This window comes from Microbacterium natoriense, from assembly GCF_030816295.1.
Classification (GTDB): Bacteria; Actinomycetota; Actinomycetes; order Actinomycetales; family Microbacteriaceae; genus Microbacterium; species Microbacterium natoriense_A.
Genome location: NZ_JAUSXV010000001.1, coordinates 1,791,633 through 1,805,256, shown reverse-complemented (window position 1 = coordinate 1,805,256; position 13,624 = coordinate 1,791,633). Strand labels below are relative to the sequence as shown.

The following is a 13,624-nucleotide window of genomic DNA, read 5'->3' as shown; positions in this document are numbered from 1 at the left end:
ATGTGCTCCGCCCACTCTGACACTCCCCACCCGAGCGTGTCAAACGATATCGATAACGTTTTCCAAACGTAGACTGGATCCCATGAACCGCAGACCGACGATCACCGACGTCGCCCGTGCAGCCGGGGTCTCCGTCGCCACCGTGTCGAAGGCGATCAACGACCGCGACGGCGTCTCGGCATCGACCCATGCCCATGTGCTCAAGGTCGTCGCGGAGCTCGGCTACGAGAGCTCGCTGGTCGCCACTTCCATGCGACGGGGCCGCACACACGTGATCGGCGTGCTCGTCGCCGAGTTCGAGCCTTTCGCGCTGCAGCTGCTGCAGGGCGTCTCGACCGCGCTGCAGGACACGCCCTACGACGTGCTCGCCTATGCCGGCACCGTCTCGGCCGGAGAGCACGTCGGCTGGGAACGCCGCTCCCTGTCACGACTGGGCGGCACTCTGATAGACGGCGCGATCCTCGTGACACCGACCACGACGCCTGCGCATTCCCCCGTGCCCATCGTCGCCGTCGACCCGCACACGGGACCCGACGGGCCTGCGACCGTGGCCGTGCAGAACGTCGACGGCGCCCGAGCGGCCACAGAGCACCTGATCTCGCTGGGCCACCGCCGCATCGGCCATCTGCGAGGACGCACCGACCTCGAGTCGGCGCATCAGCGCGAGGCGGGCTACCGACGGGCCCTCGAGGATGCGGGGCTGCCCGTCGACCCTGCGCTCATCGCCGACGGCGGCTACCGCGCGGCCTCCGCGACAGCCGGCGCGAACGCTCTGCTCGAGCTGTCCGATCCCCCCACCGCGGTGTTCGCCGCGAACGATCTCAGCGCGATCGAGATGATCCGCGTCGCCGCCGAACGCGGTCTCACGACGCCCGGCGATCTGTCGGTCGTGGGGTTCGACGATGTGCCGCAAGCCGCCTCGAGCATCCCTCAGCTCACCACTGTGCGTCAGCCGCTCATCGAGATGGGCGCCTCCGCCGTCCGCGTGCTTCTCTCGATGCTCGACGGCGGCGACGCCGAGCACGTGCGGATGCCCGCCGAGCTCGTCGTCCGCTCCTCGACCGCGGCCCCGGCGTCCTGATTCCCTGCTTTCGAATCGGGTGACGGGCCGATCCACGTCCCGACGGCGGGTCTGCACGATTCGACCGAGCGCGCGGGCGTGGCAGGATGAACGGATGCACAGACGCGGAGCCAGCCGATGACTCGCGGCCTGGCGGCGATGCGCGACACCGGCTTCCGCTGGTTCTTCCTCTCGCGGGCGATCACGATGATCGCCGGTTCGATGTCGTCGATCGCCCTGGCCTTCGCCGTGCTGGGGATCGACAACGCCCCGGAGTCCCTCGCGATCGTGCTGACGGTGTTCACGTTGTCGAACGTCGTGTTCCTGATCTTCGGCGGCGTGGTCGCCGACCGACTGCCGCGCGCACTCGTGATCCAGAGCTGCTACGTGATCGACATCCTCTCGATCGGCACCACGGCGGCTCTCCTGTTCAGCGGCACCGCGACCATCCCGCTGCTCGCTGCGCTGTCGGCGGTGAACGGCGCGGCATCCGCCTTCGTGATGCCTGCCATGCAGGGCATCATCCCGCAGCTCACGACGCCGGAGCATCTGCAACAGGCGAACGCGATGCTCTCGTTCGTGCGCTCGGCGACGACGATCGGCGGCCCGATCATCGCCGGCGCCCTCGTCGCGTCAGCAGGGCCGGCCTGGGTCATGGTGATCCAGGCCGGGGCTTGGATCGTCGCGATCGTGCTCCTGGCGCTGGTGAAGCTGCCCGCGCCCGACCCGTCGAGGTCGAGCTTCTTCCGCGATCTGCGCACCGGGTGGCACGAGTTCTGGTCGCGCACCTGGATGTGGAGCATCTGCCTGGCGTTCATGGTGATGAACGCGTTCCACATCGGCGCATGGGGAGTCGCCGGTCCGTTCATCGCGAAGAACGACCCGCGCCTGGGTATCACGGGCTGGGGATGGGTGCTCAGCGCGGAAGGCGCCGGCATCCTCCTGATGACCCTGGTGATGATGTGGCTTCCGCTGCGCAGACCCCTGCGGTGGGGCATGCTGGCCGTCAGCGCCCTCGCGATCCCGCTGGCGGTGATGGGGCTCTATCCGCAGGCTCTCATCGTGGCGATCGCCGCTTTCGTCGCGGGCGCAGGCGTCGAGGTGTTCAACACAGGCTGGAACGTGACCGAGATGGAGCAGATCCCCGGTGACAAGCTGTCGCGTGTCGCGAGCTACGACATGCTGGCGAGCTTCGTCGCGATGCCCTTGGGCACTCTCGCCTTCGGCTGGCTGATCGGGCACGTCGACGTGTCGTCGCTGCTCATCGGCTCTGCGATCGTCTACGCGGCGATCGCGCTGGGCACGATGCTGGTGCCGAGCGTGTGGCGGATGGGCCGCATCGAGGGGGCGCTCACGAGCTGACGGAAGTGGCGGATTCATAGCATCCCCGATAAGACTGAGCGCATGACCTTCGCCGCCCTCCAGTCGCTCGCCGACCGCGCCGCCCTGTTCACCGCTCTCCGTCAGGATGCCCTGGTCAGCGCGACCGACGACCTCGGCGACCACCGCTGGGACGCCGACATGAACGCCGGCACGATCACCTTCACGGCGAATGCGGACCCCTCGCGACAGGTCGTCACGCGCGCCCAGCTGATCGCGACGATCGCACCGGGCCCGCGCTCGCTGCTGTGGGCATGGGCGCATCCTCAGGGCGACGCCCAGGGACTCGCGGCGCAGCTGCGCGCGCACGGACTCGAGCAGGGCATCGCCGAGCTGTTCGACCCTGAGCTTCCGTTCCCCGCCGATGCGCCCGGAGACGAATCCTGGATCGCTGCGGCCGCCCACACGGTCGGCGGAGCCGCGATCGAGATCACCGGGCGTTCACCGTATTACTCCGCACCGATCGGCGGCGGCACCCGCGCGGTCTTCCTGCTCGACGCGCCGATCCCCGATCTCACCGTGGCCGCGGCCGTCATCGCCCTCCCCCGCATCCTCTCGGGCCTGGCCCTGGCCGACGCACGGACCGCCGTGTGGGATCTCGCCCGCCTGGCCGGGTGGAGTCTGACCTGGGCGGACGAGAACTACACCGGGGCGTCCGTCGTCGACGCGTCGGGGTCGGCCACCTTCCGCTTCGACGAGCAGGCGCGCATCATCGGTTTCGAGGGATCGCTCGGCGCACAGGGGTGAACACGAACGGATGCCGCGCGCCGTGCGGATGTGGAATTCTGGACTTATGAAGAACGGAATCGTCCGGTTCGCAGCGCTCTACGTATTCAACGTCGTCGTGCTGCTGCTCATCGGCATCGTATTCAGCAGGGTCAGCGTCGGACTCCACGCGCTCTGGGCGGCCGTGATCCTCACACTCGCTGCGCTGTTCGTGAAACCGGCGCTCCGGGCCGCGTTCGCCCGCTCCGCGGCGAAGTCTGCGGCCGACCGCACCAGGGTCGGCGAGAAGACCGTGCAGTACGCGCTCGTCTATGTCGTGGAACTCATCATCTGGGTGCTCACGGTGTGGTTGAGCGCCGTGCGCGCGTCGGGATTCTGGGCCTTCGCCCTGCCGCCCCTGATCCTTCTCATCGGCTGGGTGATCTACGACCGGATCGATGATCGGCTGCACGCCAAGGCGTCAGAGGTCTACGACTCGGTATCGGCGAGGATCTCCAGGAAGCCGGATGCGGCGGCATCCTCCCCCGCGTCCGACTCTCCGGCCACCGCCGAGGCGCGCCGCGAGCTGAACGACGGTCTCACCGCAGAGCAGCGTCGCATGCTCGACGAACTCGGCTGATCTCCCCGACCCGACGAGGCTCGCTCAGACGAGCCGTTCTGCCGCCTCGACCACGTTCGTCATCAGCAGTGCGACGGTCATCGGGCCGACTCCGCCCGGATTCGGAGAGAGGAAGCCGGCGACCTCGGCGACGTCGGGGTGCACGTCTCCGAACACCCGGCTCTTGCCCGTCTCGGGGTCGGACTCGCGGGTCACGCCGACGTCGAGCACCGCAGCGCCGGGCTTGACGTCAGCCGCCGTGATGAGGTGCTTGACCCCGGCGCCGGCGACGATCACGTCGGCCTGACGCAGGTACGGCGACATGTCGGGCGTGCCAGTGTGCACCTGCGTGACCGTGGCGTTGATGTCGCGACGCGTCAGCAGCAGCCCCATGGGGCGTCCGATCGTGACGCCCCGCCCGACGACCACGACGTGCTTGCCCTTGAGGTCGTAGTCGTTACGCAGAAGCAGCTCGATGACCCCGCGCGGCGTGCACGGCAGCGGCGTCGTGATCGGGTTGTTCACGTTCAGCACGAGGCGTCCGAGGTTGGTCGGGTGCAGGCCGTCGGCATCCTTCGCCGGGTCGATCCGCTCGAGGATGGCGTCGGTGTCGAGGTGCTTGGGCAGCGGCAGCTGCACGATGTAGCCGTGGCAGTCGGGGTCGGCGTTGAGCTCGTCGATCAGCGCCTCGACCTGCTCCTGCGTGGCATCGGCCGGGAGCTCGCGCTGGATCGAGTTCATGCCGATCGCCTCGGACTGACGATGCTTCATGCCGACGTACAGCTGCGACGCCGGATCGGCGCCCACGAGCACCGTGGCGATGCCGGGCACGATCCCCTTGTCCTTGAGCACGGCGACGCGCTCGGTGAGCTCGGCCTTGATGGATGCTGCGGCGGTCTTGCCGTCGAGGATCTTCGCGGTCATGTCGTTTCTCTTCCTACTTGTCCTACGTGCATCGTCACTCGTCGAATGCACGGATTCGCACCGAGTGCACGGCTTCTTCACGTCGAGAAGCCGTGCACTCGCCGAGAGCCCGTGCACTCGACGCGGCGCGACGGCGGACGGGCTTACTGCTGCAGGTCGGGGTACAGCGGGAAGGCTGCGGCGAGCGCGTCGACGCGGGCGCGCAGGCCTTCGACGTCAGCACCCGGCAGAAGCGCGAGTGCGATCACGTCGGCGACCTCGGTGAACTCGGCGTCGCCGAAGCCGCGGGTGGCGAGAGCCGGGGTGCCGATGCGCAGGCCGGAGGTGACCATCGGCGGACGAGGGTCGTTCGGCACGGCGTTGCGGTTCACCGTGATGTGGATGTCGTGCAGCAGGTCTTCCGCCTGCTTGCCGTCGATCGCGGCGTCGCGCAGGTCGACGAGCACGAGGTGCACGTCGGTGCCTCCCGAACGCACGCCGATGCCGGCATCCTTCACGTCCTGCTTCGAGAGGCGCTCGGCGAGGATCGCGGCGCCGCGCAGCACGCGCTCCTGGCGCTCCTTGAACTCGGGGGTGCCCGCGAGCTTGAACGCGGTCGCCTTCGCCGCGATCACGTGCATGAGCGGCCCGCCCTGCTGGCCGGGGAAGACCGCGGAGTTGATCTTCTTCGCGATGTCGGCGTCGTTGGTGAGGATGAAGCCCGAGCGCGGGCCGCCGATCGTCTTGTGCACGGTCGAGGAGACCACGTGCGCGTGCGGCACCGGGTTCGGGTGCAGCCCCGCGGCGACCAGACCGGCGAAGTGCGCCATGTCGACCCACAGGAGCGCACCGACCTCGTCGGCGATCGCACGGAAGGCGGCGAAGTCGAGCGTGCGAGGGTAGGCCGACCAGCCGGCGATGATGACCTTCGGCTTGTGCTCGATCGCGAGACGGCGGACCTCATCCATGTCGATGGTCGAGGTCTCGGGGTTCACGCCATAGGCGACGATGTCGTAGAGACGGCCCGAGAAGTTGATCTTCATGCCGTGCGTGAGGTGACCGCCCTGGTCGAGCGAGAGGCCGAGCAGCGTGTCGCCGGGGCGGGCGATCGCATGCAGCACTGCGGCGTTCGCGGAGGCGCCCGAATGCGGCTGGACGTTGGCGAACTCGGCGCCGAAGAGATCCTTCGCGCGCTGGATCGCGAGCTCCTCAGCGACGTCGACCTCTTCGCAGCCGCCGTAGTAGCGGCGGCCGGGGTAGCCCTCGGCGTACTTGTTCGTGAGCACAGAGCCCTGCGACTGCAGCACGGAGACGGGCACGAAGTTCTCGGATGCGATCATCTCGAGGAACGTCTGCTGGCGCTTGAGTTCGCGGTCGAGGACCTGAGCGATCTCCGGATCGACTTCGGCGAGCGGGGCGTTGAAGTAACGGTCGGTCATGTGACGTGCTCCTCTGACAACGGATTCGAAAGGGGGTGCTTCCATCGGCCCAGGCGCGCGGTCGAATTCCGTGGTCAGTCGCTCCCCGGTGGTAGTCCACCCAGACGCCAGTCGCGACGGTTACGAGCATAGCGGATGCTGCAGCGCGAAGCGCCCTGGATGACATCCGCCCTGTTCAGGCCGTACACCCGCACGATAGGTTTTGTTCATGGTCTTTCCCCATCCCCTGCCGCTCGTGCCGGCACCCGTGTCCGCGACCGCAGGGGAAGGACGGATGCCGGTCACCCGGGCCCTCCGTGTCACCGGGCCGGCAGACGCAACCACGCAGTTGATCGATGCGGTCGAGCGGCGCAGCGGCATCCGCCTGCCGTCCACCGACGGCCCGGCGGAGATCACCCTTCGCATCGATCCGGCGAACGGCTCGCCCGAGGGATACTCCCTCGCGATCGCCGACTCCGCCGAGATCGTCGGCGCCGACGAGGCAGGGCTTTTCTATGGCGTGCAGACGCTCCTGCAGCTGCTGCGCGAAGACGAGGACGGCACCTGGGGATTCCTCCGCGTGCAGATCACGGACGCTCCACGGTTCCCCCGCCGCGGCGTGATGCTCGACGTGGCCCGCCATTTCTTCGGGGTCGACGATGTGAAGCGGTTCATCGACAGCACGAGCGCCCTCAAGTTCAACCACCTGCATCTGCACCTCAGCGACGACCAGGGATGGCGCATCCATATCGATTCCTGGCCCCGACTCACCGAACTGTCGTCGTCGACATCCGCCGACGGCGACCCCGGCGGCTTCTATTCGAAGGACGACTACCGCGAGATCGTCGCCTACGCGGCATCGCGCCACATGATCGTGATCCCCGAGATCGACCTGCCCGGTCACACGCACGCGATCGGCGTCGCCTATCCCGAGCTCGTGGAGGCGCCGGTGCTCAACGACGACCTGATCGCCGACTCCGCACGCCTCGGGCAGCCGCTGCCCGTCGCTGGCGAGACGTACACGGGGTGGGGCGTCGGCCACTCCAGCGTCCGCATCCACGAGGAGCGCACCTACGACTTCGTGCGCGACGTCGTACGAGAGCTCGCGGAGATGACTCCCGGACCGTACATCCATGTCGGCGGAGACGAATCGCTCGGCACACCCCAGGCGGACTTCGATCTGTTCGCGTCGCGAGCGACCGCGATCGTCGTCGAAGCGGGCAAGACACCCGTCGCCTGGCACGAGATGGGCTCCGCCGAGAACATCGCCCAGGGAACCGTCGGACAGTACTGGGGCTCGATCTCGCCGCAGGGCACGCATGCCGATGAGGCCGCCCGCTTCGTCGATCGTGGCGGCGCACTGATCATGTCGCCGTCCGACGCCGCCTATCTCGACATGAAGTACGCGCCCGACTTCCCCCTCGGCCTCGACTGGGCCGGGATCATCGATGTGCGGACCGCATACGAATGGGACCCGACCGCCGTCCTCGACGTGCCCGCCGCGGCGATCCTCGGAATCGAGACCCCGCTGTGGAGCGAGACGACCCCGAACTACTCCGATGTCGAGCAACTGGTCTTCCCGCGCGCCGCTGCGCACGCCGAGATCGGGTGGTCGCCGCGGGAGAGCCCTGCGCGCACCTGGGAGTCGTTCCGCTCGCGTCTGGGCACTCTCGCTCCCCTGTGGAATGCTGAGGGCATCGCCTTCCACCGCAGCGCCGAGGTCTCCTGGAGCGAACGATGACGGTTCACCGCACCACGACGGGCTCGCTCGTCATCCACTCCGCCCGCATCGTCGACCGCGGAGAGATCGTCGAAGACGGCTGGGTGCGCATCGAGAAGGGCGTCGTTGCCGCTCGCGGCACGGGCGCGACCTGGTCGCCTGCGGACGTGGTCGTCGATGCGCGGGAGCTCGCCGGAGCGGATGCCGTACTCACGCCCGGTTTCGTCGACATCCACGGACACGGCGGCGCCGGCGCCGCTTTCGACGACGGCGTCGACGCGATCCGCACCGGCCGCGAACTTCATCGCGCCCATGGCACGACGCGCGCGGTCGTCTCGCTGGTCACCGCGTCGCTCGACGATCTCGCCCGCAGCGTATCCGCCATCGCCGACCTGATGAAGACCGACTCCGACATCCTCGGTTCGCATCTCGAGGGGCCTTTCCTCGATCCGGGGCACCACGGCGCGCATGAGCCCTCGCTGCTGCGCGAACCGGCGGCGGCCGACGTCGCTCGCCTGCTCGAGGCCGGGCGCGGCACCGTGCGCCAGGTCACCGTCGCCCCCGAGCTGCCCGGCGGCCTCGACGCCGTCAGGCAGATCGTCGCCGCCGGAGCCGCCGCGGCTGTCGGGCACACGAACGCCGATGCCGCAACGGCGAACGCGGCCTTCGAAGCGGGTGCGTCGATTCTCACGCACGCCTTCAACGCGATGCCCGGCATCCATCACCGCGCACCCGGCCCTGTCCTGGCCGCGGCCGCAGACCACCGGGTTGTCCTCGAAGGCATCGCCGACGACGTCCACCTCGATCCGTTCGTGATCAAGCTTCTGTTCGACTCGGCACCGGGTCGGGTGGCCCTGATCACGGATGCGATGGCCGCCGCGGGCAGCTCCGACGGGCACTACGACCTGGGAGCGGTGAGCGTCACCGTCGAGAACGGCATCGCCCGCGCTGACGACACCGGGTCGATCGCCGGTTCGACCCTCACCCAGGACGTGGCGCTGCAGCGCGCCGTCGGCGCAGGTGTGGCACTGCCCCAGGTCGTACGCGCCCTGACGGAGACGCCGGCACGGGCGATCGGCGTCGGTGATGCGTTCGGATCGCTGCAGATCGGATGCTGCGGCGATGCCGTGCTCATGGATGCGGAGCTGCGCGTCGTGCACGTATGGGTGGGAGAGCGGCCGACTCTCTGAAACCACGCCTCGCGCAGCGACGCGCAGCTCTGCGCACTCCGATCATTCTGTTCTGCGGGAGTGGGAGGCCACCGGTCCCCAGATCGGCGGCCTCATCCCCACATCCCCGTTTTTCAGAGAGGGCGGCCGGGAACTCCTCCCCCGAGGCTCCCGACCCGCCCTGCCGGTGCTGTTACCCCTCGCACCAGCGCCTAGGAACCCCGCCCCCCGGTGGCGTTCCATCAGCTGTCTCTGCATGATGAGACGACGCGCCACTCGATTCATTACGCGAGTTCTCAGAAGTTTTTCGAGAATCTTCCGAACTCCAGCTCGCCGCCGGCTCAGTTTCCCTCGCGAACAGGGATTCTCCCGATCCTGCGGATTTCGGGTCAATTGGGTTGAGGGGTGGCCAGGCTGAGAATTTCGGGTGAGAATGGAAAGACGCGTGATGAAGACGACGCTTGCGCGTCTCTTCTTGTGAAGGCGCATCCGCCTTTCACGACAGATGGATGGCTGTGGACGACGAGAACACCCTGCACGACGACACGATCGCCGATGCCGAACTGGTTCTGCGCACCCGCTCGGGTGATGCGGAGGCGTTCGGCGAACTCTGGCGACGTCACTACCCCTCTGGCATGTCGGTCGCGCGATCGATCACCTCGTCGATCGACGCCGACGATCTCGTGCAGGAGTCGTACACCCGCATCTACCAGGCGATCATCAAGGGCGGCGGTCCGAACGGGTCCTTCCGCGCCTATCTGTTCACCAGCATCCGCAACACCGCTGCCGCCTGGGGTCGCTCGCGACGGGAATCCGCCATCGACGAGCTCGACTCGGTCGCCGATCCCGACAGCACCGAGCAGGCGTCGAACGAGGCGCTCGATCGCAGCCTGACTGCTCAGGCGTTCCGCAGTCTTCCCTCCCGCTGGCAGGAGGTGCTCTGGTACACCGAGATCGAGCAGATGAAGCCGAACGAGGTGGCGCCGCTGCTGGGCATGAAGGCCGGTGCCGTGTCTCAGCTCGCCTTCCGCGCACGTGAAGGTCTGCGCGAGGCATGGATCCAGGCTCATCTGCGCAGCGCGGAGCCCGGCTCAGAATGCCAGTGGACCATCGAGCACCTCGGCGCCTACTCTCGCGGCAACCTCGGCACGCGCGATCACAAGCGCCTGGAACAGCACCTCGACGAGTGCGCCCGCTGCATGATCGTCGCGGCCGAGGCGAAGGACGTCTCCACTCGTCTCGCCCTCGTACTGCTCCCCCTCGTCCTCGGGATCGCCGGCTCGGCCGGCTATCTCGCAACGCTGCAGGGCGGCGGCACGCCGATCGTCGCACTCGCCGCGATGCCGTCGAGCGTCATCCAGGGCGGCGTCGTCGCCGGCGGCGCGACGGTCGGCGGAGTCTCGGCCGGCAGCGGATCGACCGGAGGCAGCGGCGCCGGTTCCGCGGGGGCCGGCGGCTCCGCGGGAGCAGCCGGCAGCACGGCCGGTGGAGCGCTCACCGGAATCGGCGCCCTGGTGGGCGCCGGGTCGGCGGTTCTCATCGTGGCGGGCGTCGTCGCCGCGTCGACGATCCTGCCTGCGCTCTCGGGCGCCAGCCCGGCAACGTCGCTGCCGGATGCCGCGGCAGCCGACTCGTCATCGTCGATCTCGACCGACATCGCTCCCGACGACTCGATGACGACGGAATCGCCTCTCGTCATCGAGACGCCGCCTGCGGAGGAGCCGACTCCGCCTGCGACCGATCCCGCCGAGGAGCAGCCGCTCGTCGAGGAGGCGCCGGTCACGACCGCGCCGACCACTCCCCCGGTGGCGCCGGAGAAGCCGACCGATCCGGAGAAGCCCGTCGACCCGGAGAAGCCGGTGGACCCGGTGGATCCGGTAGATCCGGTGGACCCGGCACCCCCCGCAGGGACGCCGACTGTGGCCGACGCAGATGTGCGGTTCGAAGGCCTCGTCACGCACTACACCGTTCCCGTCTCGGGCACGCCGGGAATGACCGTGACGACGTTGATCGACGGCGGCACGGGGGGCAACGGCGAGACCGAGCTCGTCGAGACGGAAGCCGATCCCACCATCGGCTACGGCACCATCGATCTGCGACCCACTCTCGCGCAGATCTGCAGCAACGCGACCGTCGACTTCTTCTACACCGCCGACGGATTGAACGGCACCGCGGTCTCCACCACACTGCAGGACCTGAACAGCTTCTATCCAGGGGACCTGTTCTGCCTGTTGGCTGACGTCCCGGCAACCGCACCCGCCGAGCCGGTCGTTCCAGCAGTCACCGACCCGGCCCCCGTCGATAGCGTCGCCGACGACACCGCACCGATCGAGTCTGCACCCACCGAACCGGTACTCGTCGAGCCTGCACCCGCAGTCGAGACGGTCCCCGCCCCGACCGAGCCCGCCGCCCCCGAGCAGCAGGGCCCCGTCGAGCCGGTCGTCGACGCGACCACCGGCGTCCTCGACCCCGCTGCGACACCGACCGAGTAGCCTCCGGGCGGCGAATAGACTGGGAGCATGTCCCAGCAATCCGCACCCGTACCCGGCGTCGACCGTCCGAACGTCACCGTTCTCGACGTCATCCGCGCCATCGTCCTGGTGGTCGCGATCGGGACGCTGGCTCTCTGGGGCTTCGCCACATGGCCGATGCCGTGGAACATCGTCCTCGGCATCGGGGCGCCGGTCGTCGTGCTCCTCGTCTGGGCGCTCTTCCTCTCGCCGAAAGCGGTGCTGCGACTGCACCCGTTCCTGCGTGCGGCGGTCGAGTTGCTGATCTACGTCGGCGTGACGATCGCCTGGTGGCTCATGGACCAGCCCTTCATCGGCCTCGCATTCGCGATCGTCGCCGTCGGCGCAGGAGTCGTCAGCGGGCGTCGCAGCCTGTCATGACCGTGATCGAGCAGCTGCGTGCCGCTCTCGGCGACATCGTCGACACCGACTCCGCAGCGCTCGAGGCCTGCCGCGGCGACCGATCCGGTCACATGGCATCGGGAGCCCCGCTCGCAATCGTGCATGCACTGACCGTCGAACACGTGCAGCAGGTATGCCGTATCGCCACGGAGACCCGCACGCCGATCGTGGTCCGCGGAGCGGGGACAGGTCTCGCCGGGGGCGCGAACGCCGGATCCGGCGAGATCGTGCTGTCCACAGCCCGGATGACGGCGGTGCATGAGATCCGCACCGACGATCTGCTCGCGGTCGTCGAGCCGGGCATCCTCAACGCCGACCTCAACGACATGCTCGCTCCGCACGGCCTCTGGTGGGCGCCGGATCCCGCGAGCCGCAGCATCTCGACGGTCGGCGGCAACATCGCCACCGGCGCCGGCGGCTTGCTCTGCGCAAAGTACGGCGTCGTGCGAGACGCGGTGCTCGGCGTCGACCTCGTCCTCGCCGACGGACGGCTCCTGCATCTCGGCCATCGCAGCGTCAAAGGCGTGACCGGCCTCGACCTCACCTCGTTGGTGATCGGGTCGGAGGGCGTCCTGGGCGTGATCGTCGGTGCGACTCTGAAGCTGCGCCGTCTCGTCGAGGGCACGACGTGCACGATCGCGGCGACCTTTCCCGGTGTGCGGACAGCGGCCGCAGCATCCGCCGCGGTCACCGCCGCAGGCATCCAGCCCGCCATCATGGAGCTGATGGACGCGGCGAGCCTCGCCGCCGTCGCGTCGCTGCTCGGTCTTCCCTCTCCTCCGTCCGGCACCGCGCAGCTCACGATCCAGACCGACGGACCTGCGGCCGCCGCCGAAGCGGATGCCGTGGTCGCCGTGCTCACAGCCCACGACGGAGTCGTTCAGGTCTCGCACGATCGCGAGGAGGGCGAGCGGCTGCTGACGATCCGGCGCTCGATGCACCCCGCGATGGCCGCGCTCGGCACGACGCTGATCGAAGACGTGTCGGTCCCCCGCAGCGCGATGCCAGCCATGTTCGATGAGATCGCGCGAATCGAGCGCGAGTACGCGCTGACGATTCCCACGGTCGCACACGCGGGAGACGGCAATCTGCATCCGAACTTCATCTTCGAAGGTCCCGAGACCCCGCCGCACGTGTGGGCGGCGGCCGATGCGCTGTTCCGAGCGGCCATCGCGCTCGGTGGAACCCTCACCGGCGAGCACGGCATCGGCACCCTCAAGAGCCGCTGGCTGGCCGAGGAACTGGGGGCGGATCAATGGGAGATCCAGCGGCAGGTCGCTCGTGTGTTCGACCCGCTCGGCATCCTGAACCAGGGAAAGGTGTTCGCTGCACATGCCTGACATCCACGTGAGCGCGGCCGTGATCGTCGACGACGAAGGACGGGTCCTCGTCGTCCGGAAGAAGGACACCGTCAGGTTCATGCAGCCGGGAGGAAAGCCGGAGGTCGGGGAGACGGCCGCGCAGACGCTGATCCGGGAGCTGCACGAAGAGCTCGGCGTCGTGCTCGACGAAGCGGACCTCGAGCCGCTCGGCACCTTCATCTCGGAGGCGGCGAACGAACCCGGTCATCGCGTCGTCGCTCAGGCGTTCGCGACCTCGATCGCGCCCACCGCGGTGACCGTGCAGGCAGAGCTCGCCGAACTGCGCTGGATCACTCGCGCGGATGCCATCGACCTTCCGCTCGCTCCGTTGAGCACGGAGCATCTGCTGCCGATCGCCTGGTCCCGCTGATCTGAGG

12 protein-coding genes and 1 riboswitch are annotated in these 13,624 nt (G+C 68.6%); of the genes, 10 read left to right on the top strand and 2 right to left on the bottom strand.

From position 1 onward, the window contains the following. Positions 1-82: 82 nt before the first annotated feature. The 4 genes from QFZ53_RS08210 (at position 83) to QFZ53_RS08195 (ending at position 3,785) form a co-directional block, all read left to right on the top strand. The gene (locus QFZ53_RS08210) at positions 83-1,081 is read left to right on the top strand and encodes a LacI family DNA-binding transcriptional regulator (protein WP_307295334.1); all 999 of its coding nucleotides are present in this window, start codon (positions 83-85) and stop codon (positions 1,079-1,081) included. A gap of 117 nt (positions 1,082-1,198) precedes the next feature. Then, on the top strand, positions 1,199-2,422 hold the full coding sequence (locus QFZ53_RS08205; RefSeq protein ID WP_307295331.1) for an MFS transporter: 1,224 nt from the start codon (positions 1,199-1,201) through the stop codon (positions 2,420-2,422). A 42-nt stretch (positions 2,423-2,464) separates the two neighbouring features. Beyond that, a complete protein-coding gene (locus QFZ53_RS08200; RefSeq protein WP_307295329.1) occupies positions 2,465-3,187 on the top strand; it encodes a DUF6882 domain-containing protein in 723 nt (240 codons plus the stop codon). 46 nt (positions 3,188-3,233) lie between these two features. Continuing rightward, the gene (locus tag QFZ53_RS08195) at positions 3,234-3,785 is read left to right on the top strand and encodes a hypothetical protein (RefSeq protein WP_307295327.1); all 552 of its coding nucleotides are present in this window, start codon (positions 3,234-3,236) and stop codon (positions 3,783-3,785) included. 24 nt (positions 3,786-3,809) lie between these two features. Here QFZ53_RS08195 and QFZ53_RS08190 read toward each other — a convergent pair whose 3' ends face one another. Further along, entirely contained in the window at positions 3,810-4,688 is an 879-nt protein-coding gene (locus QFZ53_RS08190) for a bifunctional methylenetetrahydrofolate dehydrogenase/methenyltetrahydrofolate cyclohydrolase (RefSeq protein ID WP_307295325.1), read from the bottom strand. Between the two features lie 143 nt (positions 4,689-4,831). Further along, positions 4,832-6,106: a serine hydroxymethyltransferase gene (glyA, locus tag QFZ53_RS08185; RefSeq protein WP_307295323.1), complete on the bottom strand. Its 1,275-nt coding sequence runs from the start codon at positions 6,104-6,106 to the stop codon at positions 4,832-4,834. 40 nt (positions 6,107-6,146) lie between these two features. Next, positions 6,147-6,231: riboswitch (ZMP/ZTP riboswitch) on the bottom strand. Between the two features lie 83 nt (positions 6,232-6,314). Between glyA and QFZ53_RS08180 the strand changes: the two genes are divergently transcribed. The 6 genes from QFZ53_RS08180 to QFZ53_RS08155 all read left to right on the top strand — a co-directional run bounded on the left by QFZ53_RS08180 (position 6,315) and on the right by QFZ53_RS08155 (position 13,617). Next, entirely contained in the window at positions 6,315-7,826 is a 1,512-nt protein-coding gene (locus QFZ53_RS08180; RefSeq protein ID WP_307295321.1) for a beta-N-acetylhexosaminidase, read from the top strand. Next, the gene (nagA, locus tag QFZ53_RS08175; RefSeq protein ID WP_307295319.1) at positions 7,823-8,995 is read left to right on the top strand and encodes an N-acetylglucosamine-6-phosphate deacetylase; all 1,173 of its coding nucleotides are present in this window, start codon (positions 7,823-7,825) and stop codon (positions 8,993-8,995) included. Before QFZ53_RS08180 ends, nagA begins: the two co-directional genes overlap by 4 nt. Before the next feature lie 488 nt (positions 8,996-9,483). Beyond that, entirely contained in the window at positions 9,484-11,466 is a 1,983-nt protein-coding gene (locus QFZ53_RS08170) for a sigma-70 family RNA polymerase sigma factor (protein ID WP_307295316.1), read from the top strand. Positions 11,467-11,493: 27 nt separating this feature from the next. After that, positions 11,494-11,865, top strand: coding sequence for a YrdB family protein (locus tag QFZ53_RS08165; protein WP_292910394.1), 372 nt, complete (start codon positions 11,494-11,496; stop codon positions 11,863-11,865). Then, the gene (locus tag QFZ53_RS08160; RefSeq protein WP_292910392.1) at positions 11,862-13,226 is read left to right on the top strand and encodes an FAD-binding oxidoreductase; all 1,365 of its coding nucleotides are present in this window, start codon (positions 11,862-11,864) and stop codon (positions 13,224-13,226) included. Before QFZ53_RS08165 ends, QFZ53_RS08160 begins: the two co-directional genes overlap by 4 nt. Further along, complete coding sequence (locus QFZ53_RS08155) at positions 13,219-13,617, top strand: NUDIX hydrolase (protein WP_307295312.1); 399 nt, start codon at positions 13,219-13,221, stop codon at positions 13,615-13,617. The genes QFZ53_RS08160 and QFZ53_RS08155 overlap by 8 nt, the downstream gene beginning before the upstream one ends. The last annotated feature ends 7 nt before the right edge of the window (positions 13,618-13,624 follow it).

Bases quoted from the DNA above. Each gene is read 5' to 3' on its own strand.
- QFZ53_RS08200 (WP_307295329.1), top strand. From the start codon at position 2,465: ATGACCTTCGCCGCCCTCCAGTCGCTCGCCGACCGCGCCGCCCTGTTC.
- QFZ53_RS08205 (WP_307295331.1), top strand. From the start codon at position 1,199: ATGACTCGCGGCCTGGCGGCGATGCGCGACACCGGCTTCCGCTGGTTC.
- QFZ53_RS08170 (WP_307295316.1), top strand. From the start codon at position 9,484: ATGGCTGTGGACGACGAGAACACCCTGCACGACGACACGATCGCCGAT.
- QFZ53_RS08190 (WP_307295325.1), bottom strand. From the start codon at position 4,688: ATGACCGCGAAGATCCTCGACGGCAAGACCGCCGCAGCATCCATCAAG.
- QFZ53_RS08155 (WP_307295312.1), top strand. From the start codon at position 13,219: ATGCCTGACATCCACGTGAGCGCGGCCGTGATCGTCGACGACGAAGGA.
- QFZ53_RS08180 (WP_307295321.1), top strand. From the start codon at position 6,315: ATGGTCTTTCCCCATCCCCTGCCGCTCGTGCCGGCACCCGTGTCCGCG.
- QFZ53_RS08160 (WP_292910392.1), top strand. From the start codon at position 11,862: ATGACCGTGATCGAGCAGCTGCGTGCCGCTCTCGGCGACATCGTCGAC.
- QFZ53_RS08195 (WP_307295327.1), top strand. From the start codon at position 3,234: ATGAAGAACGGAATCGTCCGGTTCGCAGCGCTCTACGTATTCAACGTC.
- glyA (WP_307295323.1), bottom strand. From the start codon at position 6,106: ATGACCGACCGTTACTTCAACGCCCCGCTCGCCGAAGTCGATCCGGAG.
- nagA (WP_307295319.1), top strand. From the start codon at position 7,823: ATGACGGTTCACCGCACCACGACGGGCTCGCTCGTCATCCACTCCGCC.
- QFZ53_RS08210 (WP_307295334.1), top strand. From the start codon at position 83: ATGAACCGCAGACCGACGATCACCGACGTCGCCCGTGCAGCCGGGGTC.
- QFZ53_RS08165 (WP_292910394.1), top strand. From the start codon at position 11,494: ATGTCCCAGCAATCCGCACCCGTACCCGGCGTCGACCGTCCGAACGTC.